At 72.3% G+C, this 22,383-nt stretch carries 23 protein-coding genes; 11 read left to right on the forward strand and 12 right to left on the reverse strand.

Features of this window, described 5'->3' with window-relative positions; translation table 11 throughout:
- Positions 1-29 precede the first annotated feature (29 nt).
- From J3486_RS04950 to J3486_RS04960, 3 genes are all read right to left on the reverse strand, one after another.
- A complete protein-coding gene (locus tag J3486_RS04950) occupies positions 30-866 on the reverse strand; it encodes a carbohydrate ABC transporter permease (protein ID WP_207818672.1) in 837 nt (278 codons plus the stop codon).
- Positions 863-1,831, reverse strand: a complete 969-nt coding sequence (locus J3486_RS04955) for a carbohydrate ABC transporter permease (RefSeq protein ID WP_207818673.1) — start codon at positions 1,829-1,831, stop codon at positions 863-865. Before J3486_RS04955 ends, J3486_RS04950 begins: the two co-directional genes overlap by 4 nt.
- A 108-nt stretch (positions 1,832-1,939) precedes the next feature.
- Positions 1,940-3,211: an extracellular solute-binding protein gene (locus tag J3486_RS04960; RefSeq protein WP_207818674.1), complete on the reverse strand. Its 1,272-nt coding sequence runs from the start codon at positions 3,209-3,211 to the stop codon at positions 1,940-1,942.
- 199 nt (positions 3,212-3,410) lie between these two features.
- Between J3486_RS04960 and J3486_RS04965 the strand changes: the two genes are divergently transcribed.
- Both J3486_RS04965 and J3486_RS04970 read left to right on the forward strand, forming a co-directional pair.
- Positions 3,411-4,262, forward strand: coding sequence for a GntR family transcriptional regulator (locus tag J3486_RS04965; RefSeq protein ID WP_207818675.1), 852 nt, complete (start codon positions 3,411-3,413; stop codon positions 4,260-4,262).
- A gap of 19 nt (positions 4,263-4,281) precedes the next feature.
- Positions 4,282-4,719 carry an OsmC family protein gene (locus tag J3486_RS04970; RefSeq protein WP_207818676.1) on the forward strand — a complete coding sequence of 146 codons (438 nt, stop codon included), beginning with the start codon at positions 4,282-4,284 and terminating at the stop codon, positions 4,717-4,719.
- A 24-nt stretch (positions 4,720-4,743) separates the two neighbouring features.
- Here J3486_RS04970 and J3486_RS04975 read toward each other — a convergent pair whose 3' ends face one another.
- On the reverse strand, positions 4,744-6,453 hold the full coding sequence (locus J3486_RS04975) for a chitinase (protein ID WP_207818677.1): 1,710 nt from the start codon (positions 6,451-6,453) through the stop codon (positions 4,744-4,746).
- Between the two features lie 187 nt (positions 6,454-6,640).
- On the opposite strand from J3486_RS04975, the gene J3486_RS04980 reads away from it, so the two are divergent.
- A complete protein-coding gene (locus J3486_RS04980) occupies positions 6,641-6,937 on the forward strand; it encodes a DUF1905 domain-containing protein (RefSeq protein WP_207818678.1) in 297 nt (98 codons plus the stop codon).
- Between the two features lie 21 nt (positions 6,938-6,958).
- On the opposite strand, the gene J3486_RS04985 is transcribed toward J3486_RS04980, so the two are convergent.
- The gene (locus J3486_RS04985) at positions 6,959-7,459 is read right to left on the reverse strand and encodes a DinB family protein (RefSeq protein WP_207818679.1); all 501 of its coding nucleotides are present in this window, start codon (positions 7,457-7,459) and stop codon (positions 6,959-6,961) included.
- 255 nt (positions 7,460-7,714) lie between these two features.
- Here J3486_RS04985 and J3486_RS04990 point away from each other — a divergent pair, with 255 nt between their 5' ends.
- From J3486_RS04990 to J3486_RS05005, 4 genes are all read left to right on the forward strand, one after another.
- Positions 7,715-8,140, forward strand: a complete 426-nt coding sequence (locus J3486_RS04990) for a hypothetical protein (protein ID WP_207818680.1) — start codon at positions 7,715-7,717, stop codon at positions 8,138-8,140.
- A 100-nt stretch (positions 8,141-8,240) separates the two neighbouring features.
- Complete coding sequence (locus J3486_RS04995; protein ID WP_207818681.1) at positions 8,241-8,600, forward strand: hypothetical protein; 360 nt, start codon at positions 8,241-8,243, stop codon at positions 8,598-8,600.
- A gap of 7 nt (positions 8,601-8,607) precedes the next feature.
- Positions 8,608-9,120 carry a hypothetical protein gene (locus J3486_RS05000; RefSeq protein WP_207818682.1) on the forward strand — a complete coding sequence of 171 codons (513 nt, stop codon included), beginning with the start codon at positions 8,608-8,610 and terminating at the stop codon, positions 9,118-9,120.
- 41 nt (positions 9,121-9,161) lie between these two features.
- Positions 9,162-9,530 carry a peptidase inhibitor family I36 protein gene (locus tag J3486_RS05005; RefSeq protein ID WP_207818683.1) on the forward strand — a complete coding sequence of 123 codons (369 nt, stop codon included), beginning with the start codon at positions 9,162-9,164 and terminating at the stop codon, positions 9,528-9,530.
- Between the two features lie 40 nt (positions 9,531-9,570).
- On the opposite strand, the gene J3486_RS05010 is transcribed toward J3486_RS05005, so the two are convergent.
- Complete coding sequence (locus J3486_RS05010) at positions 9,571-10,803, reverse strand: GNAT family N-acetyltransferase (protein ID WP_207818684.1); 1,233 nt, start codon at positions 10,801-10,803, stop codon at positions 9,571-9,573.
- A 202-nt stretch (positions 10,804-11,005) separates the two neighbouring features.
- Positions 11,006-11,611 (reverse strand): RNA polymerase sigma factor, encoded by a 606-nt coding sequence (locus J3486_RS05015; protein WP_207818685.1) that lies wholly within the window; start codon positions 11,609-11,611, stop codon positions 11,006-11,008.
- A 155-nt stretch (positions 11,612-11,766) separates the two neighbouring features.
- On the opposite strand from J3486_RS05015, the gene J3486_RS05020 reads away from it, so the two are divergent.
- Positions 11,767-12,774: a MerR family transcriptional regulator gene (locus J3486_RS05020; protein ID WP_207818686.1), complete on the forward strand. Its 1,008-nt coding sequence runs from the start codon at positions 11,767-11,769 to the stop codon at positions 12,772-12,774.
- Here the strand turns inward: J3486_RS05020 and J3486_RS05025 are convergent.
- Complete coding sequence (locus J3486_RS05025) at positions 12,749-14,131, reverse strand: deoxyribodipyrimidine photo-lyase (RefSeq protein WP_207818687.1); 1,383 nt, start codon at positions 14,129-14,131, stop codon at positions 12,749-12,751. The genes J3486_RS05020 and J3486_RS05025 overlap by 26 nt on opposite strands.
- Positions 14,132-14,587: 456 nt before the next feature.
- The gene (locus tag J3486_RS05030) at positions 14,588-16,555 is read right to left on the reverse strand and encodes a hypothetical protein (RefSeq protein ID WP_207818688.1); all 1,968 of its coding nucleotides are present in this window, start codon (positions 16,553-16,555) and stop codon (positions 14,588-14,590) included.
- Positions 16,556-16,744: 189 nt separating this feature from the next.
- Here J3486_RS05030 and J3486_RS05035 point away from each other — a divergent pair, with 189 nt between their 5' ends.
- Positions 16,745-17,200: an ATP-binding protein gene (locus J3486_RS05035; RefSeq protein WP_207818689.1), complete on the forward strand. Its 456-nt coding sequence runs from the start codon at positions 16,745-16,747 to the stop codon at positions 17,198-17,200.
- A 12-nt stretch (positions 17,201-17,212) separates the two neighbouring features.
- Here the strand turns inward: J3486_RS05035 and J3486_RS05040 are convergent, their stop codons facing one another.
- Positions 17,213-18,091: a SigB/SigF/SigG family RNA polymerase sigma factor gene (locus J3486_RS05040; RefSeq protein ID WP_229377408.1), complete on the reverse strand. Its 879-nt coding sequence runs from the start codon at positions 18,089-18,091 to the stop codon at positions 17,213-17,215.
- A gap of 143 nt (positions 18,092-18,234) precedes the next feature.
- Between J3486_RS05040 and J3486_RS05045 the strand changes: the two genes are divergently transcribed.
- Together J3486_RS05045 and J3486_RS05050 are read left to right on the forward strand one after the other, a co-directional pair.
- A complete protein-coding gene (locus J3486_RS05045) occupies positions 18,235-19,620 on the forward strand; it encodes an FAD-binding oxidoreductase (protein ID WP_207818691.1) in 1,386 nt (461 codons plus the stop codon).
- 128 nt (positions 19,621-19,748) lie between these two features.
- Positions 19,749-20,624 (forward strand): universal stress protein, encoded by an 876-nt coding sequence (locus tag J3486_RS05050; protein WP_207818692.1) that lies wholly within the window; start codon positions 19,749-19,751, stop codon positions 20,622-20,624.
- Between the two features lie 19 nt (positions 20,625-20,643).
- Here the strand turns inward: J3486_RS05050 and J3486_RS05055 are convergent, their stop codons facing one another.
- Positions 20,644-20,844: a ferredoxin gene (locus J3486_RS05055; protein WP_374194689.1), complete on the reverse strand. Its 201-nt coding sequence runs from the start codon at positions 20,842-20,844 to the stop codon at positions 20,644-20,646.
- Positions 20,845-20,849: 5 nt separating this feature from the next.
- Positions 20,850-22,076: a cytochrome P450 gene (locus J3486_RS05060; protein ID WP_207818694.1), complete on the reverse strand. Its 1,227-nt coding sequence runs from the start codon at positions 22,074-22,076 to the stop codon at positions 20,850-20,852.
- Positions 22,077-22,383: the final 307 nt, after the last annotated feature.

The following is a 22,383-nucleotide window of genomic DNA, read 5'->3' on the forward strand; positions in this document are numbered from 1 at the left end:
CTCCGGGAGGAGAGCTGACGGGGGTGGGCTCAGCCCTTGACGGCGCCGGCCGCGAACCCCGACGTCACATGCCGCTGCAGCAGCAGGAAGATGGCCAGGGCGGGCAGCGCGAACAGCGTGGAGGCGGCCATCGTGGCGCCCCAGTCCGTGCCGAACGTGTTGTGGAACGAGGACAGCCACACCGGCAGCGTCCGGTGGTTCTGCTCCTTGATGATGAGGAAGTTGGCGTACGCGAACTCGTTCCACGCCGTGATGTAGCCGAACAGCGAGGTCGCCATCAGACCGGGCGCGAGCAGCGGGAACGCGATGTGCCGGAACGCCCCGAGGCGCGTGCACCCGTCGACCTGAGCCGACTCCTCCAGCTCGGCCGGGATCGTCGCGATGAAGCCGCGCAGCACCACGATCGTGAACGGCAGCGTCATCATGAAGTAGACCAGCGTCAGCGTCGGCAGCCGGTCCAGCATCCCGGTGTCCCGCGAGATGATGTACACGGGGATGATCAGCGACTCCCAGGGTGCCATCTGCGCGACGAACACCATCAGCATGAACTGCCGGCGCCCGCGCCACCGCATCCGTGCCACCGCGAACGAAGCGCCGAGCGCGACGACCAGGGAGAGCGCCACCGCGCCCAGCGTGACCAGCACACTGTTGCGCCAGAACAGACCGAAGCCGTCCGCGTCGACGGCTCGCCGGAAGTGGTCCAGGGTCCAGCTCCCCGGCAGGAGTCGGGGATGCTCCGACTGGATGTCCCGGGACGGCTTGAAGGCCGTCGCCACCATCCAGTACACGGGGAACAGGCACACGACGACGGTCACGGTCGCGGCGACGTTCAGCGGGACGCGGCGCAGCGCGCGTGAGGCGCTCACCGCTCGGCCTCCTGACGGAACATCTGCCAGAAGTAGGCGACGAGCACCCCGGACATCAGCAGCACCGTGATCATCGATGCGGCCGAACCGAGGTCGTAGCGCTGTCCGGCGAGCGCCGTCTGCACCGCGTACACCGGCAGGATCGTCGTCGCGTCCCCCGGGCCGCCGCGCGTCATCACCCAGATCTGCACGAACGCCTTGAACGTCCAGATCACTTCGAGCGACAGCACCAGCATGAAGATGGGCCGCACGATCGGCAGCGTCACCGAGCGGAAGATCCGTGCCCCGGACGCCCCGTCGATCCGGGCCGCCTCGTACAGCTCGGCCGGCACGGTGGTGAGCGCCGAGTACAGCGTGATCGCCGCGAACGGCACCGACTGCCACACCACCAGGGCGACGAGGATCGAGAACGCCGCCGGGCCGTGCGCCAGCCACGGATACCCGTCGAACTGCTGCAGGCCGAGCCCGGTCAGCGCGTGGTTGACCACCCCGAACTCGGAGTGGAACAGCCACTGGAACACCGTCGTCGCCGCGACCACCGGCATCGCCCAGGTCAGCACGAGGGCGCTGAGCACCGCGGTCCGCCCGAACCGGCCCAGGCGCTCCACCATCAGCGCCACCAGCGTCGAGAGGACCATGATGAGCACGACGTTGACGGCCATGAACAGGAACGTGCGGCGTACGACCGTCCAGAACTCCGGCGCGCAGAGCAGCGCCCGGTAGTTGTCGAAGCCGGTGAACCGGGCGTGGCCCAGGATGAGTTGGCGCAGCCCGAAGTCCTGGAAGGAGATCAGGATCGCCCGCGCCAGCGGATAGACCAGCAGGTACAGCATGCCGAGCACGGCGGGCGCCACCAGCAGATAGGGCCAGATGCCCGCCGTCGTGGCGCGCCGGGACGGGCCCGGCGGGCGCCGCGGGGGCCGGGCGAGAGGGCGCGGGGCGGTCCGTTCACGGACGACCGACACGGCGCACACTCCTTTCGGGTGAGGGATGAGGGGTGAGGTTCCGGGGGTTCAGGTACCAGGCGGTCAAATACGGGGCGGTCGTGAACCGGGCGGTCATGAACCGGTCGGTCACAAAGAGGAGTTCAGCCCCGACGTGATCGCGTCCGACGCCTTCTTCGCCTCGCGCCGTGGGTCCCCGCCCGTCAGCACGGCCGTCATGTAGTCCTTGATCGGATTCTTCGCCTCGACCGCCGCCCACTGGGGCGTGTTCGGCGTCGCGTGCCCGACGGCCGCGCCGACCGCCATCGTCGAGGCGCCCGGGTCCCCGGCGACCGCGCTCGCGAGCGACGTCTTGTTCGGTACGTAGCTCATCGCGAGGGCGAGCTTCTTCTGCCAGGCGTCACCGGTGAGTTCCTTGATGAACGTGTACGCGGCGTCGTGGTGCTGAGACACGCTCGGAACGACCAGGTCCGAACCGCCGGTGAAGACCGCTCCCGGCGCTTGTGCGGTCTTCCCGGGGATCGGGAAGAACCCCAACTTGCCCTTCAGGTCCGGGTTGTTCTGCGTCACCACGTTGGCGCCACCGGGCACGCTGATGACCTGCGCCACCTGCCCCTTCGCCATCACTTCGGCCTGCGGCGGCTGCGCCTCGTCGGAGTCCTTCGGACCCTTGCCGAGCGCCTGGAGCTTCTCGTAGAAGGCCATGGCGCGCAGCGCCTCGGGGGTGTCCAGGGCTCCCTTCCACTTGCCGCCCGACTCCGTGGCGAGGTCGCCGCCCTCGTCCCAAACGAAGCCGGACAGGGCGTACCAGTTCTGACCGGGCAGGTAGATGCCCTGCTGGGAGCCCTTGTCGAGCTTGCGCGTGGCGGCGATCCACTGGTCACGGGTCTTGATCTTCGTCGCGTCGACGCCGGCCTTCGCGAAGAGGTCCTTGCGGTAGACGACCACCCGGTTCGCCGCGTAGTACGGGATCCCGTACTGCTTGCCCTCGTACGCGCCCGGCTCCGCGAGCCCCTTCAGCCAGTCCTTGCCGCCCAGCTCGCCGACCTTGTCACTGAGGTCGAGCAGGCCGCCGCTCTGCGCGAACTGCGCCACCTGCGTATTGCCCGTCTCGATCACATCGGGGGCGTCGTTGCTGGCCAGAGCGGCCGTGACCTTCCCACCGATGCCGTCCCACTCCTGGATCTGGATCCGTACGTCGATGTCCGGGTGCGCGGCCTCGAAGCCCTTCTCGAAGTCCTTCTGGAAGGCGGCCGAGACGCTGTCGCGCATCAGCCACACATCGATGGCGGTCCGCCCGCCGTCGGCGGACTTCCCGCTGTCGGAGCCGGACGAACTGCAGGCGCTGAGCCCGGTGAGCGCGACGAACGCGGACACACCGGCGAGCAAGCGGAGCTTCACGGTTCACCTCTGGGATGCCGGACCTGACCAGTTCTCCAACTGGTCAGGTGACCTCTGGTGAGGGAGAAAGCTGGCATAGACCATTGAGCACGTCAACCCCGCAATGAAAGCTGGGCAGTTGCGAGGTTTGTTGTCGATCTACGTGCCGCCGTGATGAACTGGTCAGACAACTGGTCGTACGGGAGACAAGGGGGCGGGCGTGAACGCCGACGCGGACAAGCGGGCGCCGGGAGCGGTGCTCAAGCGGGAGCGGGTGCGCGACCGCATCCTCGAACTGATCGAGTCGCAGCGCCCCGGGGACCCGATCCCCTCCGAGCGCACCCTCTGCGCCCGGTTCGGCGTCTCCCGGCCCACCCTGCGCGCCGCCGTCGACGAACTGGTCGTCGCCGGGCTTCTCGTCCGCGAACACGGCCGGGGAATGTTCGTGGCTCCGGAGAAGATCACCCAGGAACTCGGCTCCGGGGAACAGGCGCTGACGGTGCCGCAGGCCGCGGGCGCCTGGTCGAGCCGGCTCCTGGAGTTCACCACCATCCAGGCCGGCGCCCGCGTCGGCCGCAGACTGCGCCTGTCACCGGCGGCGAAGATCGTGTACGTGGCCCGGCTGCGGCTCGTCGACGGCGCGCCCATGGCCATCGAGCATCTGCACATCCGCGCCGATCTCGTCCCCGGCCTCAGCGCGCAGGAGCTGGAGAGCGGAGACCTGTACGAGCATCTGCGGACCCACCACGACGTTCACGTCCGCGAAGCGGTCCAGGCCATCGAGCCGACCGTCGTCACCCGCGCCGAGGCCGAACTGCTCGACGTTCCTGAGCTCTCCCCGGCCCTGCTCTTCGAGCGGCTCACCTCCGACACGGAGGGCCGTCCCGTCGAGTACGTCCACTCGCTGTACCGCGGCGACCGCTACCGCATCGTCTCCCGCCTCACCCTCGGCCCCGCGGCCACCACCGAGTCCGTGGCGCCCGCGGGGCACCACCCGGGCATCCCGCCCGGCGACTTCGCCCACCGCGACACGCTCGCCTCGTCCACCCGGGGCGACGTCCAGATCCCGTAGCTCTGGTTACGGTTCCGCCATGGCCGACTACCGCATCGAAACCGTACGCAACGGCGAACGCGACTGGAGCGCGCGCAACGACCGGGGCGCCGAGGTCCGCATCGCCCCCGCCGACTCCGCCGCCCAACCCTCCTTCACCCCCGTGGAACTCCTGCTCGCCGCGCTCGGCGGCTGCGGCGGCCTCGTCGTCGACCGCACCGCCCGCACCGTCCCCCACGACGACCTGCGCATCGTCGTCGAGTCCGTGTCCCGGCCCGAGGACGACGGACGGGTGGGCGCCGTCCGCGTCACGTACGAACTCGCCCTGCCGGACGGGGACACGCAAGCGGCGGACGCCTTCGAACGCGGCGTCCGCCTGACTCACGAGAAGTACTGCACGGTCAGCCGCACCGTCGAGCACGGCGCCCGGGTCGAGGCGATCGGCCCCGACGGCACGATGCTCTTCATGGGCGGCTGACCACGGGGCCCCGCGACCGGGGCGCTACGGCAGGCTGTGCACCTTCGGACCCACCGAGTTCGACCACGTACTGCCCGCCGTCGCGTCCCAGTTCGTCGACCACGTCATGGCGCCGCGCAGCCCCGGGTACGTCTTCGCGGGCTTGAAGGTCCCGCAGCCCGTGCCCCGGGCGAGGCAGTCGAGGGCGTTGTTCACGGTCGCCGCGTCCACGTATCCGCTGCCCGCCGCGCGGGTCGACGCCGGCACCCCGAGCCCGACCTGCGACGGGTCGAGCCCGCCCTCCAGCTGGATGCAGGCGAGCGCGGTGAGGAAGTCCACCGAGCCCTGGCTGTACACCTTGCCGTCGCAGCCCAGCATCGAACCGCTGTTGTAGTACTGCGTGTTGACGACCGTGAGGATGTCCTTCACGTTCAGCGCCGTCTTGAAGTACTCGCCCGACGTCGACTGCATGTCGATGGTCTGCGGCGCCATCGTCAGCACGAACTTCGAGCCGGCCTTCGCCGCCAGCGCACGCAGCGCCTTCGTCATGTACGTCGAGTTGAGGCCGTTCTCCAGGTCGATGTCGACGCCGTCGAAGCCGTACTCCTGCATCAGCGCGTACGCGCTGTCGGCGAACGCCGTCGCGGAGGCGTCGCTGTTGACCGAGATGCTGCCCTTCTCGCCGCCGACCGACAGGACCACCGACTTGCCCGCCGCGTGCTTCGCGGCGATGTCCGCCTTGAAGTCGGCGGCCGAGGCGTAGCCGACGGCCGGGTCCAGGTTGAAGGTGATCTGGCCGGGCGTGGTCGTCGCGTCGGCGAACGACACCGCGATGATGTCGTACTGCGAGGAGACGTCCCGCAGCTTCTGCACCGTCGCGCCGTTGTCGAAGTTCTGCCAGTAGCCGGTGAGCGCGTGCGCGGGCACCGTCCCGCCGCCTCCGCCACCGCCGCTCGTGGCGGTCTTCGCGGTGACCGCGGTCGACTTCGGCGACTCACCGGCCGCGTTCGTCGCCGTCACCTGGAAGCTGTACGAGGTGTCCGCGGCCAGCCCGCTCACCGTTGCCGAGGCGCCCGTGGCCGAGGCGACCTTCGTGCCGTCCCGGTAGACGTTGTAGCCGGTGGCGCCGGAGACCGGGGTCCAGGACAGGTCCACGGACGAGGCCGTGGTCACGCCCGCGGCGAGGCCGCCCGGCGCCGCCGGTATCTGGACCGGGTCGCTGCCGCCGCCCCCGTCGGGCCCGAAGACGTTCACGTCGTCCACGTAGTACGCGCCCTGCCCGTACCAGCCGTGCGTGTAGATCGTGACCGACGTCGTGTTCGCGCCGGTGGTGAAGCTGGTGGTCAGCTGCTGCCAGGACGAGGAGCCCGGCGTCCACGTGGAGACGTCCGTGGTGCCGGTGCCGCTCGCACCCAGGTACACATAGCTGCCCTGCACCCAACTGCTCAGGCTGTAGGTCGAGTTGGGCTTCACGGCGACGGTCTGGGTGCACTGGGCCGTGTCCTGCGAGGTCGGCGTCGCCTTGAGCGCCTTGGCGCCGCCGTGCACGGGGGAGGTGACGGTCGTGCCGCTGCCCGCGGCGCAGGTCCAGTTGCTCAGGTCCGACTCGAAGCCGGCGTTCTTGGCGACGTTGACGTCCGCGGCCTGCGCGGGAGCCGCGAGAGCGGTGACGCCGAGTGCCGCGGCCGAAGTGACGGCGAGCGCCGCGGCAAGGCGCCGGGGAGCGCCGGGTCTGCCATGACGTGCACGGTCCACAGAGTGCCTCCGGGGGAGAGGAGAGGGGCGGATGTGGACGACGGTGGCCACCGATGTCGTGCGCCAAAGTTGGTCCAGACCAATCGAGTTGTCAAGACCTGTGGAGGTGCGATGAGTTCCGGGGCCCGGCATGGTCGACAGGAGGGAGCGGGGCGCACGCCCCGCCGCGCGACGACCGGAGGCTCGGATGAGTGCGGAAGCGAACGTGGGAACGGCGCTGAACGAGGAGTTCAGCGCCGTCCTGGAGAAGAGCCCGAATCCCGGCGGCTGGACCTACGCGGTCTGGCCGCGCAGCGTCGAGCGGTTCGGCACCCGCGGCCTGGTGAAGGTCAGGGGCACGGTCGACGGCCACCCCTTCCGCAGTTCGTTCATGCCGCTCGGCGACGGCCGCCACAAGCTGCCGGTGAAGGCCGACGTGCGCCGCGCGATCGGCAAAGAGGCGGGCGACACCGTCACGATCCGCCTCCTGGAGCGCCTGAACTGACGCGGGGCGCCCAGGGGGTGATCAGATCAGGCCGCGCGCGTAGGCCGCCTGCCCCACGTGCTGCAGATCGTCACTGAGCACGCTGACCAGGCGCACACCGAGCGTCACCGGCGGGTCCCAGCGCTCGTCGACGATCCGGTCCAGATCGGCGGCCTTCAGCCCCGCCAGATGGCCGAGCGTCTGCTCGTGCACCGCGTCGTAGTAGTCGGCCAGCAGTTCGCCCGAGGCGACCCGCACCTGGCCGACCTGCTTCGACGTGTGCCCGTACCCGGTGTCCGTCTCGGCGAGCGGCAGATCGAAACGCTCGGCCCAGCCCTGCGCGAGCCATACCTGCTCGATCCCCGCCACGTCCGCGAGATGGTCGTCCTGCACCCGCGTCAGATGCCAGATCAGCCAGGCGATGGAATTGGCCTCGCCGCCCGGCCGCGCGTGCAGCGCGTCGACGGAAAGCCCGTCGAGCACCGCGTGCACCTCTTCCTTAATGCGGTTGTAGCCGTCAATGAGAACGTCGTGTGAGTGCATGGAGTGCAGTGTCGTCGACCTAGCGCCTTTCGGCCAATGAAGCCGCGGAATATGCCAGGAGACTGGCGTGAAAAGCATGGTGACAGAGAGCGGTAAGTGCCGATACTCGACGAGTGGGACGGTTGAACATTGTGCGGAAACGGCGTGTCGCGGAAGCCGGGAGACCAATTGCCCGGACCGCTCCGCCGTTGCGGTCGATTACTGATCACACGCCACCGCGTTAGTGATCAATGGCGCCAGGCAATGGGGGAGATCGTGCACGACGAATTCCTGTGCCATGTCACGGCATACGGAATATGCGGCGGCCGGCGCGTAGGCGTCCCGCTCGGCACCTACCGCGCTCCGACCCTCCCGCTCGCCCTGTGGTGGCTGCGCGACCGCGCCACCTGGATCGCCGAACGGCTCGACCCGCGCCCCGGCCTGCCGCATCTGCCCGAGGGCGCGCTGATGCCGGTGGCCGCCGACACCCCCGACGTGCCCGCCCTGCTGCGGGCCTGGTGCGCGGACACCGAGCACCAGGAACGCGTCGCGGAGGAGCTGGCGGCAGGCCGCCTCGTGCGGGTCGCCACCCGCGACGACACCACCGAGTACGAACTCCTCGCGGAATCCGTCGACGCCCTGCGCATGGCCCGCACCCAGCCGCGCGCCAAGGCTCCCGTGACCGCTTCCGTACCCGTATGAAGTCATGAGTAATGACCGTCAAGGGTGAACGTGCGCTTGATCGTGCGAGTGCGCGGGGAGTGTGGTCACGCACAGTGAGAACGATCACCTCGGGGCCCACATGAAACGCAGATCCGCATTCGCCCTCACCCTCCTCGCCGTCGCGGCGGCCGTGGTGCCGACCGCGTCCGGTGCGACGGCCGCGAAAGGCCCGGGACAGGTCTGTTTCTGGACCGAACCCGGCCAGCACGGCCAGGCCTGGTGTTACGCGCCACCCGGTTACGCGGAGGCCGAGAACGGGACGCAGCGGCACGCGGCGTCCTTCGATTCCCGCGTCGGCAACAGCGTCTACGCCATCAGCTACACCGCTTCCGGATGTCTCTACCGGGAGATCCGGCGTGACGACTACTCCGAGAACTGGGAGTGGGCCGGAAAACTCGACGGCGTCAGCGACAACACCATGGGGTGCGAGCAGGGCTGACCCGGCCATGACCCACCGTCACCGCACCTGGGCGCTCGCGCTCGTGGTCGGCGCCCTGCTGCTCACCGGCTGCACGAGCCGGCCGGAGCGCCCCGCCCTGGCAACCGACGACACGATCAAGGCGGCCCAGCAGGCGCTCACCGACCGCTGTCTGACCGACCGGGGTCTCACCCCGCCCCGGCCCGGACGGCACGCGAAGAGCGAGGCCGACGAACGGCGCGTCGCCGACGCCCTGTTCGGCACGCCGCCCGCCGAACTGTCCCTGACCCTCGCGAACGGCATCCCCGTCCGCGCCCACACCGACGGCTGTCTCGCCGCGGCCCAGCGCACGCTCTACGGAGACGAGAGGCGCTGGTTCGAGGTCTCGACCGTCGTCAACAACCTCCGGCCCGAGGCCGCCTACCGGCACCGCTCGCTCGCCTCGGTGCGCGCACGGCACCGGGCCGAGCTGACCGAATGGCGCCGGCTGCGCACCCACGCGCTCGGCGTCTCCACGCGCGTCCTGCGCACCATCGGCTGACTCCGGTACACCGGTCAGCGACCCACCAGTAAAGGAACCGCATGAAGCATCCGCTCGCCCTCGCCGCCGCCGTCGTCCTCGCCCTCGGCGGCGCGGCGGTCACCACCACCGCGTACGCCGCCCAGTGCCCCAGCGGCGAGTTCTGCGCCTGGACCGACGCCAACTACACCGGGATGCGCTGGAACTGGTCCGGCGACGACCACGACTGGGAGCCCGGCATCCAGGACGAGGACTCCTCGTGGGCCAACCACGGCATCTCCGGCCCCGGCATCAAGGACCACGTCCAGGTGTACGAGAACCCGGGCCTGATCGGCCTTGGCACCGTGTGTCTCGCCCCCGGTCAAGAGATCCCCTACGACAGCTGGGGCAACGACAGCGGCGACTCCCACACCTGGACGATGGGCTGCTGACACCGCACGGAGCCTGAACTCCCGCCTCCGTGGCGGGAGTTCAGAACGCGTCCACCGTGTGCGGCAGCAGCCCCACGGCCAGCGCGGCGTCGAGCATCGCCGCCGCGCCCGGCGTGTGCTCGGCCACCAGACCCGCGGCCACCAGTGCGCGCACGCTCACCGCACCCATGTGGACGCTCGCCAGATCCCGGACCTCCAGGGACAGGTCGGGGGCGTCGGACGCCGGCGCGTACGAGAAGCCGTCCGGCGACGCGATCAGCCGGAATGTGCCCGCGTTGCCGGGCAGTCGCTCGTCGCGGACCTCCAGGACCACGTCCACCGGCGCGGCCCAGGAGCGCGCCGCGAGCGCCGCCCGGACATCGACGAGCCGCACCCACAGCGCCGGGAACTCCTCGGTGACCCGCACCTGGTCCCGGTCCGCAGCGAACAGCATGAGGGGATCGTCCAGCGGACGCCCCCAGGCACGTACCTGGTCCGTCAGGTCGATCGAGACCAGATAGCTCCACAGCGCCGCAGCGACCTGCGGGGAGTCGGCCTCCAGATCGTCCACCCGGACCGAGCCCCGCCGGCGCGTCGACGCGTCGCCCGACTTCGTGCGGTAGATCGCGTACCCGGCGAGCGGCTCACCGAGCGCGACCACGCGCGGCGGCGACAACTCCTCGTCCTCCTCGTCCTTCTCCGCCAGCCACTCCTCGCACCACCAGTCCCGCGTGCGCGCGAGCCGTCCCGCCCGTACGGCCCGGGTCCGCTCGAAGTACGGGGCGAGCAGCGCGGGGGCCGCGGCCGCGTCGACCAGCCGCAGCGGACGGGGATCGGGGGACAGGCGCAGGGCCAGCGGACGGCGCGCGTCGATCTCCACCGTCGCGCCGTACGTGCCGGGGCCGAAGCCGAAGCGCCCGTAGATCGACGCCTCCGACGCCCACAGGGCGACCATCGGCGCGCCCTCGCGGCCGCACCGCGCGAACAGTTCGTCGATCATCCCGGACAGTAAGCCGCGCCTGCGGTGGGTGGGTGCAACGGACACGAACGTCAGTCCCGGACAGGGGAGTTCGCGGCCGCCGGGCACGGACAGGGTGAAGGGGTGCGCCGCCGCGAAGCCCACCAGCGCGTCGCCTTCGTAGGCGCCGATCCGCATGCATGTGGTGAGCAGCTTCTCGTGGTGGCGCCGCTTGTCGCTCTCGGGGGACTCGTGGAAGACGAGGTACGCGAGCGACAGGGCACGCTCGATGTCGGACTCGGGCAGGTCACGGAAGTGCACGGAAGGGGCATTCATGATCAACAACCCTAGCCGTGGCCCGTCCGCTCCGCTCCCGGGCGGCATGCTGCGGGCGGCACCGCCAGGGTGCCGCCCACGCGTGGTCCTCAGCGGCGCCGACTCCGCTGAGGGCCAGGGCCGCCGGGCAGCGGGGTCCGGGCTGCCCGGTTTCCGGACGGCCCCGTCAAGCGGGGCGCTCAGGTACTTCGCCTTCCGAGGGTCATCCGGATGCACCGGTGCGGGACTTTCTCGCGTCGCCGTGCGCGGGCGCGAGCCGGGTGCCCAGACGCTGCATGCCGCGCCGCGCATGGCTCTTGACCGTGCCGAGCGGCCAGCCGGTGCGCTCGGCGATCTGCGGCTGCGTCAGGTCCTCGTAGAACGCCAGGCACAGCACCGTGCGCTGGGCGAGCGGCAGCCGCGCCAGCTCCTGCGTCACCACGACCCGGTCGAGCACCGACTCCGAGGTCGCGATGTCCGGCACGTACCGGGCGGCGGCCAGTTCGATCAAGGCGTGGCGGCGGGTCCGCGCGGTGAGCGCGTCCGCGACCCTGCGACGGGTGATCCCCGCCAACCAGGCCGCGGTGGAGCCGAGTTCGGGCCGGTAGCCGCCGCGCCCGCGCCACGCGGCGAGGAACACCTGCTGCACCACGTCCTCCGCCTCCGCGCTGTCACCCAGCGCGCGCCCCGCGAGCCGGCGCACCAGAGGGGCCCAGCGCCGGTACAGCTCGGCCGTGCACCCGGCGTCGCCGGCCGCCAGGCCGTCGGCCAGAGCGGCCTCCGACGCCTCCCGCGGGTCGTGGACGTCCGGTCGCGCCGCTGTGCCCATCGATGCCTCGTCAACTCCTCGAAACGGTCGTGAACCTGTCCGGAACCGGCCGTGGCCGGACGGACGGACCGTGCGTCCGGCCACGGCCCGGTCATCCTGGAAACCACTCGGGAAACCCGGCAACTCGCATCGGTTGTGCGTCGTATCGTGAGCCGATGGACGAGGGGCGAGCGGCACCACAGGCGCAACCGGTAGCGGTACAGGAAGCGGAGGAAGGGCCCGGCGTCACCACCGGCGCCCTCGCACGTCGCCTGGGGGTGTCCCCGACGACGCTGCGCAGTTGGGACCGGCGCTACGGGCTCGGACCCGTGCACCGGTCGACGGGCCGTCACCGCCGGTGGACGGACGAGGACATCGCGGTCGTCGAGGAGATGTGCCGGCTCACCACGACGGGCCTGCCGCCCGCGGAGGCCGCACGACTGGCCCGCAAACGGCTGGTGGTGGTGGAACCGGTCGGGGTACCGCGGCAGACCGGACGGCGCGCCGCGCCCGTGTCACCGGCCGCGCTGGAACGGGAGTACAGGGGCATCTCGCGCGCCGCCACCCGCCTCGACGCGCCCACCGTGCACACCCTGCTGAGCGAGGCCGTGACCAGGTACGGGCTCGTGGCGGCCTGGCAGGAGGTGATGGTGCCGGTGCTGCACGCCGTGGGCCGTAAGTGGGAGGAGGCGGGCGACCGGTACGTCGAGGTCGAGCACCTGCTGTCCTGGCACGTCTCGCGCACCCTGCAGCGGGCCGTGGCCGCCGTGGAGCCGCCGGCCGACGTGCCGCCGCTCGTGCTCGCCTGCGTACCCGCCGAACAGCATGTTCTGCCGCTGGAGGCACTCAGCGCGGGGCTGGACGAACTCGGCGTCCCACAAAGGATGTTCGGGGCCGCCGTGCCCGTCGAGGCGGTCTCGGCCGCCGTCCGCAGGACCGGGCCACGCATCGTCGTGCTCTGGGCGCAGGCCCGTTCGACGGCGAGCCTGCCGCTGGCCCGGCACCTCGCGGAGACCCACTGGGGGGTGCGCGGCGCGCGCGGCAAGCCCGCCGTGATGCTGGCCGGGCCCGGCTGGGCGGGCCGCACGGTGCGTGGCGCGCTGCACCCGGCGACGCTGCCCCAGGCGCTCGGCCAGATCGCCCGGCTGTATCCCGAGGTCAGTCGAGATCCCGCGCACGCCTGAAGCGGGCCAGACCGTCCGACAGATCCACGATCGGGCCGGGGTAGTCGTACCCGGCCCGGTCCTTGCCGGTCAGCTTCCACGGCCGGTGCACCGCGGCGCCCTTCAGACCCTCCAGTTCGGGCACCCAGCGCCGCACGTACACACCGTCCGGGTCGTAGCGCTCCGCCTGTGCCAGCGGATTGAGGACCCGGTTCGGACGGCTGTCCGTGCCGGTGCCCGCCATCCACTGCCAGTTCAACTGGTTGTTGGCCGTGTCGCCGTCCACGAGCAGGTCCAGGAAGTGCCGCGCCCCGATGCGCCAGTCCACGTACAGCGTCTTGGTGAGGAAACTCGCCACGATCAGCCGGCCCCGGTTGTGCATCCAGCCCTCGTGGCGCAGCTGCCGCATCGCGGCGTCCACCACCGGATAGCCCGTACGTCCCTCGCGCCACGCCTCGATGTCCTCGCGCGCGGAGCGCCCCGACCGCTCGGTGCGCCAACGGTCGCCCTGGGAACGGTAGTCGGCGTGCGCCGCCGCCGGGCGGGCGGCGAGGACCTGGTGGTGGAAGTCCCGCCACGCCAGCTGCCGTACGAACGCCTCCGCGCCGGGACCGCCCGCCGTCCGGGCCCGGTGCACCGCCTCGACCGGGCCGACCGTGCCGAAGTGCAGGTGCGGGGAGAGCCGCGAGGTGGCGTCGCCCGCCAGGTCGTCGTGCCGGTCCTCGTACGCGGAGATCCCCGAGCGCAGCCAGGAAGTGAGCAGGGCGCGCCCGGCCTTCTCGCCGCCCTCGGCCAGGCCCGGCGACACCCCGGGCACCTCGCCGCGGGTGGGCAGCGGGGCCGAGCCGACACCGTCGGGGACCGTGACCGCGCGCGGGGCCCGCACCACGGCCCGCACCGGCTGCCGGTCCCACTTCCGGTGGTAGGGGGTGAACACGGCGAAGTGGTCCTTGCCCGCGGGCACCACGTCGCCCGGAGGCACGCAGGTGACCACCGACTCGTGCACCACCAGGTCGCAGCCGCTCCCGCGCAGAGCGTCCCGCAGGGCGTCCTCACGGCGGCGGGCGTAGCGGCTCACCCCGCCCGCGACGTGCACCGCGCTCGCGTCGGTCTCGGTCACCACCTTCGCGACCTCGTCCGTCACCGGGCCGTCCCGCACGATCAGCCGGCCACCCCGCTCGCGCAGCGCCGCGTCCAGGTCGCGCAGGCAGTCCGCGAGGAACGCCTCCCGGTTCGGCGCGGCGAAACCGGCCGCCTCGATCCCCGGGTCCCGCACGAACAGCGGCACCACCGCGTCGGAGGCGTCGAGGGCGGCTCGCAGCGGTGGATGGTCGTGCACCCGCAGGTCGGAGGTGAACAGGACGACACGGACACGCACGGATGGACTCCAGAGGGGCCGGGGAACAGGACGGCTTCGTGAGCCTTTCCCCGGCCCGCGCCCCTGTGGATGCAGCCATGGCCCGAACGGGTCCGTACGCGGTCGTGCATGCCTGGCGCGGGAGCGGGCAGGCGGACTGCAGGGATGACGGGGCGTCACAGGGCGAGGACGGTCCGTTCGGACGCGACGGGTGGAGGTGCCTGGCGAGATGCGGGCAGAGGTGTTGCGACGGTTTCCGGCGGGAGCGCCGCGAGGGTCATGGCCGGCCGAGGAGTACGCGGCGCGACTACGGGCTCAGGGACGGTCCGCGCAGGTGGTGATGGACCTGGAGTCGGACATGTTCCTGGTGGTGGCTGGGGACGGGGAGAGCCCAGGCTGAGCAGGGGAGCGGCCCGCGCACCAGGCAGCGGCGCGGGCCTCCCACCCCACGTCGAGCCCCGGCCCCGCGGCCGGGGCTCAACGCTGTCCCGCGACCTCCGAGAGCTGTTCCCCGCCTGCTTCGGCGGAGAGCCGTGCCGTCACGTGCACCGTGCCGTGCTCGGGCGCGCGCACGGCCAGCGTCCGGCTCGGCCGCACCGTGTCGACCGCCCCGCTCGCCGTGAGCCGCACCACCGCCCGGCTGCCGGCCGCGACCAGGTACCAGTGACCTTGCGGCGACTTCCAGCGCGCCGACGCCACCACGTGCTGCCCGAACCGGCTGCACGCGGCGGTGTTCCGGGCCTGACCGACGAGCCGGGCGGGCGACGCCAACGACGTCGTGGGCAGCCGGAGCAGCAGGGCCACATCGCCGGGGCCGCGCCACGTCGAGGCCCGCGCGCACGTCCACACCGCGTGCCCGCCGCCCTCCGGCAGCTCCTGCTCGGCGTAGTCCCACGCGTTGACCGCACGCACCCCGCCACCGCGCCACGAGTCGAGCTCGCACGCACCGCGCGCCCACGCGAGGAGCGCTTGGGAACTCGTCGCCTCACGGGGCTGACGCGGCGGGGGAGTGCCGTGCCCCGGCAGCGGCGTGTACGTCAGATGCACCGGCGAGAGCCCGCCGAGATCCGCGACCACGAACGCGTGGTGCTCCACGATCCGAGACGAGGACCGCAGCTGCAGCACGGGGCGCCGCGAGCAGCCCGTCGCACCGGCCACCGGTACGGCGTCGGTGACCCCGTCGGCGGAGACGTGCAGCGGCCGCGCCGGAGTGTCGGGCCGCAGCAGGTCGCGCGTCGTCGACTCGGCGACCCAGGGAGCGGTCAGATAGCGGGCCGTGCCGCGCGAGCGGGCCAGCACGACGGTGGCCGCCGTGGTCACGTCGGCGTCGTCGACGCGGGCGAGATCGAGCGCGGCGGGCGTGTCGCCGTCCCCTTCGGTGTACCGGGCCAGGCGTTCGCCGTCGTTGAACAGGACCACGGCCCGCCCGTCGACATCGCCCGCGAACAGCAGCTGCGGGGTGCGCGGCGGTGCGTCCACCGGGGTGCCGGGCGTCGCGCTCACGCGGACGTCGTCGGCGGGCGCGGCCCAGGCGGCGAGCGCACGGGAGAGGAGATCCTTGTCGTCCTTGCGGGCGCCGCGCGCGGGCCAGACCGTGAAGTCGACCCGGTACGAGTCCGCCCACTGCTGCGGGTCGGCGTGCACCAGCCGGTCGGCCGACAGTCCCCGCGGGGCGCTCGCGCGGGCCGCCGGGGGTTCGTCGCGGTCGGCGGCGTGCGGGACGATCAGTGCCGTCAGCGCCACGACCGCCACCGCGCCGGCACCCCACGCGGCTCGTCTGCGCCGTCCGCGGCGCACCAGATCGGTCGGCCGGGTCTGCACCGAGCAGGCGTCGAACTCGTGGGACTGCAAGAGGGCTTCGGCGGCCGTAGCGGCGATCGCGTCCAGCTTCGCGGCCCGGCGCACACACGCCGCGCCGTCGGCGACACCGGCCGCCTCCAGGAGGGCGACCGCCCGTTCGTCCGGCAGTCCGTCGACGCGGCGCAGGACGAACGCGGCCCGCTGCGGCGCCGGGACGTCGGCGAGCGCCTGCCCCAGCGCGATCTCCTCGGGGCCGCCCGCCCGGGGGAACACCCGCAGGCCCCACACGACGGGCAGGCGCGGCAGCAGCGTGCGCGGCGGCGGCAGCACGCCGGGCCAGCCGGCCGGCCGGTGCGCCGCGGACAGGGCCGCGCGCAGCACCCGTACCCGCAGCGCGTCCTCGGTGGCGGCCTCGGCGTCCGGCGCGGTGCGCGGGCCCGGCACCGGTGTGGCGCGCGCCCCGGGCAGGGCCCGTTGCGCGGCGCCGTGCGAGAGCAGCACCCGGCGGTGCCGCGAGAGCGTGGCGGGAAGCGTGAGATACGCCAGGCGCACCAGCGCCGTGTACTGCGCGACGAGGGCGGCCTCGGCGCGGTCGGTGGCTATCCGGGTCCGGAAGGCCGGGTGGCCGGAGCGCAGGGCAGGCATGATCGGGCCTTTCGCGTCGAGAATCGGAGCGAAGGACACGCCGATGGACCGAACGTGTCCATGCACCGCAAACGACCGGATCCCGGCACGGTCACTCGTCGGCTCCGGCAGGACTGCCGGGCCCGAGTCGGGGTATCAGCATGGCTGCGGGGGCCTCACCCGCGGGGCCGGCCGCCGGGAGAGACATGGATGAGTGAGGACACCGAGTGCAGGGACGGCGCAGTGATCCGATCGGGCTGTGACGCGTCGATCGAGCCGCTGCGGCAGGTCACGCACTACACGGGGGAACCCGGCTGCATCGCCGACGCCCGGGAGTTCACCGACAGGTTCTTCGTCAGGCTGCGCCAGGAATGGTGCGTCACGCTCGACGCGCGCGCCGTGGGCGATGTGCTGATCGTCGTGAGCGAACTGGTCACCAACGCGGACCGGCACAGCGCAGGACCCTACGTGCTGGAGCTCGAAGGCACGGCGCGGCACGTCGCCGTCACCGTCTACGACAGCAGCGCCGTCGCACCCCTGCGCTATCCCAAGGACCCCGGGCGGATCGGCGGCCACGGCCTGGAGATCGTGGACGCGCTCGCCGAGGTCACCGTGGAACGGGTCCCGGTCGGCAAGCGCGTCCGCGCCGTGCTGACGCTGGCCTGACGAGGGGCTCGCTCAGGCGGTGTCCTCCTCGGCCAGCAGGCCCGCCCGCAGCCGCGCGATCAGTTGCTTGATCAGCCGTGACACATGCATCTGCGAGTAGCCGAGCCGCTCTCCGATCTCCGACTGCGTCAGCTCCTCCACGAAGCGCAGGTGCAGCAACTGCCGGTCCCGCTCCGGCAGCTCCGCGACCAGCGGGGCGAGCGCGTGGAAGTCCTCCACCAGCGCCATCGCGCCGTCCTCGACGCCGAGGAAGTCGGCGAGCGCCGACTCGCCCTCCTGCCCGGCGTCACCGGTGAGCGCCGCGTCCAGGGACGCCGACGTGTACCCGTTCGAAGCGAGCTGCGCCTCCACGACCTCGGGCTCCGACAGGTTCATCAGCGTGGCCAGTTCGGCGGTGGACGGCTCCCGGTCCAGGCGGCTGCACAACTCGTCGCGCGCCCTGGCCAGTTCGATCCGCAGCTCCTGGAGCCTGCGCGGCACGTGCACGGCCCAGGTCGTGTCCCGGAAGAAACGTTTGATCTCGCCGGTGATGTACGGCAGCACGAACGAGGTGAACTCGACCTCGCGCGAGATCTCGAACCGGTCGATCGCCTTGATCAGACCGATCGTGCCGACCTGCACGATGTCCGCGAAGTCGTCGTCGGCGCCGCCCCGGTGGCGGAAGCGTCCCGCCGCGAAGCGGACCAGCGACATGTTCATCTCGATCAGGGTGTTACGGGTGTACTGGTACTCCTCGGTTCCCTCCTCCAGTTCCGCGAGGCGCCGGAAGAACTGCCGGGACAGCTCCCGCGCGTCCCGTGGCGCGACCCGGCCGGGGTCGGGAATGTCGTACGCGCTTACCTCACCATCCGTGGTCCGGGTCCTGTCCGCAGTGACGTCCGTCCCGCTCATGGTGGAGTCCACCGTCCCTCCCGCGCCGTGGGGTGACGCAACACCTTGTTCCATCATGGTGTCCGGCAGTTACCCGTGAACTCGCCGCTCATGCAGATCTGTTCCGGAGGTACGACATCAACACGGCAGACACAGCAGGCACGGTGCGCGAACTCGCCGCCGCGCTGCCCGGCAGCACCCTGGTCACCGACGCCGACGTGCTCGCCTCGCTCGGCCAGGACGACGCCGAGTGGGCGCCGGTGGGCCGGCCGCTGGCGGCGGTGCGCGCCACGTCGGCCGACGAGGTGCAGGCGGTGGTCAGGGAGTGCGCGGCCCGGCGGATCCCCGTCGTCACGCGCGGCGCGGGCACCGGCCTGTCGGGCGGCGCCAACGCCGTCGACGGCTGCCTCGTCCTGGACGTGTCCCGGATGAACCGTGTCCTGGAGATCGACACCGAGAACCTCGTGGCCGTGGTGCAGCCCGGCGTCGTCAACAACGACCTGAAGGCAGCCGTCGCCGAGCACGGCCTGTGGTACCCGCCGGACCCGGCCAGCGCCCCCTGGTCCACGATCGGCGGCAACGTGTCGACGAACGCCGGCGGCCTGTGCTGCCTCAAGTACGGCGTCACGCGCGACTACGTCCTCGGCCTGGAGGTCGTCATGGGCGGTCCTGCCGGCGAGTACGGCTCCCGCGTCCGGCTCGGCCGCCGCACCACCAAGGGTGTCGCCGGGTACGACCTGACGAGCCTGTTCGTCGGCTCCGAGGGCACCTTCGGCGTCATCACCGAGATCACGCTGAAGCTGCGGCCCGCGCCGGCCGGAGAGCCGCGCACCGTCGTCGGCGCGTTCGACAGCCTGGTCGCGGCGGGCGCCGCGGTCGCCCTGGTCACCGGCCGGGGTCTCGCCCCCGCCGCCCTGGAACTCCTCGACCGCGCCTGTATGCAGGCGGTCGAGGACTGGAAGCACCTCGGCATCGAACCCGGTGCCGAGGCCATGCTGCTCGCCCGGATCGACGCCCCCGGCGACGCGGGCGCGGCCGAGGCGGACGCGATGGCCGCGGCCTTCCGCGAGGCCGGGGCGATGTGGGCCGAGCAGTCCACCGACGCGGTCGAGGCCGAGGCCCTCTTCGACGTACGACGCCTCGCCTACCCGGCGCTCGAACGGCTCGGCCCGGTGCTCACCGAGGACCTGTGCGTGCCGCGCTCCGAGGTGCCCGGGATGCTCGCAGCCATCGAGCAGATCGGCCGCAGGCACGGGGTGCGCATCGCCACCATCGCGCACGCCGGCGACGGCAATCTGCACCCGCTCCTGATCACCGAGCCGGGCGACGAGGCGGCCCGTGTGGCCGCGCAGGCCGCCTTCGAGGAACTCCTCGACGCGGCGATCGCCGCGGGCGGCACCGTCACGGGCGAGCACGGCGTGGGCCTGCTCAAGCGCGGCGGCATGCGCACCGAACTGGGACCCGCCGTCTGCGCCGTGCAGCGCGCCGTGAAGCGGACCCTCGACCCGCTGGACCTGTTCAACCCGGGCAAGGTCGTCGGCGAGGACTGATCAACCGGCCCCCGCACTTGGGGCAAACGGGACGGTAAGGCAAGATCAAAGAAGGCGTCTGCTCCGCGACGAGGCGGAAGCGGCGGCGACCGACGACGCAGCGCACGGATGACGAGGGAGGCGGTCCGATGGCCCGGCCGATCACCGCGGGAGTGGACGGATCACCGGAGAGCGCGGCCGCGGCCGCGTGGGCGGCGCGCGAAGCGGTGCGGCGCGATCTGCCGCTGCGCCTGGTGCACGTGGGTGAGGCCGCACCGGAGGGTCTCGCGCTCGCCGCCGACGAGGTGTCGCTGGCACAGTGGGCGCGCGATCTGCTCGCCGACGCCGAGCAGGAGATCGCCGAGCGGCATCCGGGGCTCGCGGTCACCACCGACGTCCTGGACGAGGACGGCGCTCCCGAGGCGCTGACGGCGGCGGCCCGTGACGCGGAACTCCTCGCGCTCGGCTCGCGTGGGCACGGACCCCTGGTCGGGTTCCTGCTCGGCTCGGTCGGCCAGCAGGTCATCGCGGCCGCCGAACGGCCTGTGGTCCTGGTCAGGTCCGGCGACGAGGCGAGCGCCGAGGCCGCCGGGCGCGAGATCGTCGTCGGGCAGGAGGGCGACCCCCAGGACAGCGCCGCCGCCCTGGAGTTCGCCTTCACGACCGCCGCCGCACGGGGTGCGGGCGTGCGGGCGGTGCGCGCGTGGAGCCTGCCGCCGGTGTTCGCCTACAGCCCCGCCTCGCTCGAACTCCTCGACGAGTCCGGCGGCATGGAACCGCACGAGAAGAAGGCGCTGGGCGAGGCGCTCGCCCCCTGGCGCGAGCGCTTCCCCGACGTGCCCGTCACCGAGCACGTCGAGATCGGCAGCGCGGGCCAGGTGCTCCTGTCGGTCGCGGCTCAGGCCCAGCTCCTCGTGGTGGGACGCCGGGCCCGGCGCACCGCCGTCGGCGCCCGCATCGGCTCCGTCGCGCACGCCGTGCTGCACCACGCGCCCTGCCCGGTCGCAGTGGTGCCGCACGCCTGAGGGACGGTGCGGGGGCGGGTCAGCCCTCGGCGACCAGGGACACGGCGCCGACCGGGCAGGCCCGCACCGCCTCCTTCACCATGGGGTGCTCGCCCGGCGCCGCGGCGGCCGCGGGCAGCACCTCGCTCAGCCCGTCGTCGTCCTGGGTGAACACGTCCGGTGCGGTGAGCGCGCACATCCCCGCGCCCACGCACCGCTCCTTGTCGACCTCGACCCGCACGGCGCTCACCACGCGACCGGCAGTTCGAGCATGCCCTGGATGGTGTCCCCGGGTTTGAACGGGATCTGCTCGGCCGGTGCCGCGAGACGCAGCCGCGGGAACCGGCGCAGCAGGCTGCCGAGCGCGATCTCCAGCTCCGCCCGCGCGAGGTTCTGCCCCAGGCACTGGTGGATCCCGAACCCGAACGCCAGATGGTGGCGGGCGCTGCGGTTCCAGTCGAGCCGTTCGGGCGCGGCGAACGCGCCCTCGTCCCGGTTGATGAGGGACGTCGAGAAGACCACCCCGTCCCCGGCCCTGATCGTCGTGCCGGCCACCTCCATGTCCTCGCGGGCCACCCGCAGCAGCCCGTCCGCGATCGACAGGAACCGCAGCAGCTCCTCCACCGCGTCGGCCGTCGACGTCGCCCCCGATTGCAGCGCCGCCAGCTGTTCCGGGTGGCGCAGCAGCGTGAACGTACCCAGCGAGATCATGTTCGCCGTCGTCTCGTGCCCGGCCACCAGCAGGATCGTCGCGAACGCGATCAGCTCGTCGCGCTCCAGGGGGCCGTCGGGGGAGTCCCGGTGGATGAGCTCGTCGAGCAGTCCGTCCCCGGGGGCGCCGTGCTTGCGGTCGATCAACGCGCCCAGGTAGTCGTCGAGTTCGTCCCGGGCGCGGGTGACGTCGTCGGTCCCGGGCCCGCGCAGCAGCCGTCGCGAGCACTCCTCGAAGAAGTCGTGGTCCGCGTACGGCACGCCGAGCAGCGCGCAGATCACCATCGACGGCACCGGCAGCGCGAATTCCGAGACCAGCTCCGCGGGCGGCCCCTGCGCCTCCATCGCGTCCAGGAGCCGGTCCACGGTCTCCTGGATGCGCGGTCGCAGCGCGGCGATCCGCTTCAGCGAGAAGCTCGGGATCAGCATCCGGCGCTGACCGTTGTGCTGGGGATCGTCCACGCCGAGGAGCGCCACCCGGCGGGCCGCCACTTTCGCGAAGCGCTCGGTCGGCGCCGGGAACCCCGGCCGGTCGCGGACGCTGGAGAGCCGGGGGTCGGCGAGCAGGTCACGGGCCAGGGCGTGCCCGGTGACCGCCCAGACCTCCCGGCCGTCCCAGAGCCTGATCCGGCCCAGCGGCCCGGCGTCGCGCAGCGGGGCGTAGGCGGTGGGCGGGTGGTAGGGGCAGCCGCGGTCCTGGGGGAACGCGACCGGGTGCGCGCCGGGATCCTGGCGTACGGCTCGTGTGGGGGATGAGGTCATGGATCGGATCGCCTCACAAGTGCTCGGTGCTACGGGCGGAGCGGGACGTTCCGCGCCCCTTCGGTCATTGGATGCCCCGGGCACCTGTCGCGGCCACCGGAAGACCGGCCAGTTCGCACGGGCGAGGTATCTGGCCGGAACGGTCCGCCGGGGCACCGCGCCACCACGGCCCACGGGCCGGCGCCCGAGTGCCGATGGCCGGGACATGCGGGCCGGACCCCGGATGAAATGTCTGAGAATGAGCTGTGTGTCCGAGGTCACCGCCCCTCACGCCTTCGAGTGGTCGGAAGCACGGTTGTTCGCTGTT

It is taken from the genome of Streptomyces sp. VRA16 Mangrove soil (genome assembly GCF_017377775.1).
In the GTDB taxonomy this organism is placed as follows: Bacteria; Actinomycetota; Actinomycetes; order Streptomycetales; family Streptomycetaceae; genus Streptomyces.

Coding starts and splice junctions, on each gene's coding strand:
- J3486_RS04970 (WP_207818676.1), top strand. CDS start 4,282: ATGGCCGACTACCGCATCGAAACCGTACGCAACGGCGAACGCGACTGG.
- J3486_RS04980 (WP_207818678.1), top strand. CDS start 6,641: ATGAGTGCGGAAGCGAACGTGGGAACGGCGCTGAACGAGGAGTTCAGC.
- J3486_RS04985 (WP_207818679.1), bottom strand. CDS start 7,459: ATGCACTCACACGACGTTCTCATTGACGGCTACAACCGCATTAAGGAA.
- J3486_RS04995 (WP_207818681.1), top strand. CDS start 8,241: ATGAAACGCAGATCCGCATTCGCCCTCACCCTCCTCGCCGTCGCGGCG.
- J3486_RS05000 (WP_207818682.1), top strand. CDS start 8,608: ATGACCCACCGTCACCGCACCTGGGCGCTCGCGCTCGTGGTCGGCGCC.
- J3486_RS05005 (WP_207818683.1), top strand. CDS start 9,162: ATGAAGCATCCGCTCGCCCTCGCCGCCGCCGTCGTCCTCGCCCTCGGC.
- J3486_RS05010 (WP_207818684.1), bottom strand. CDS start 10,803: ATGAATGCCCCTTCCGTGCACTTCCGTGACCTGCCCGAGTCCGACATC.
- J3486_RS05015 (WP_207818685.1), bottom strand. CDS start 11,611: ATGGGCACAGCGGCGCGACCGGACGTCCACGACCCGCGGGAGGCGTCG.
- J3486_RS05020 (WP_207818686.1), top strand. CDS start 11,767: ATGGACGAGGGGCGAGCGGCACCACAGGCGCAACCGGTAGCGGTACAG.
- J3486_RS05030 (WP_207818688.1), bottom strand. CDS start 16,555: ATGCCTGCCCTGCGCTCCGGCCACCCGGCCTTCCGGACCCGGATAGCC.
- J3486_RS05035 (WP_207818689.1), top strand. CDS start 16,745: ATGAGTGAGGACACCGAGTGCAGGGACGGCGCAGTGATCCGATCGGGC.
- J3486_RS05040 (WP_229377408.1), bottom strand. CDS start 18,091: ATGAGCGGGACGGACGTCACTGCGGACAGGACCCGGACCACGGATGGT.
- J3486_RS05050 (WP_207818692.1), top strand. CDS start 19,749: ATGGCCCGGCCGATCACCGCGGGAGTGGACGGATCACCGGAGAGCGCG.
- J3486_RS05060 (WP_207818694.1), bottom strand. CDS start 22,076: ATGACCTCATCCCCCACACGAGCCGTACGCCAGGATCCCGGCGCGCAC.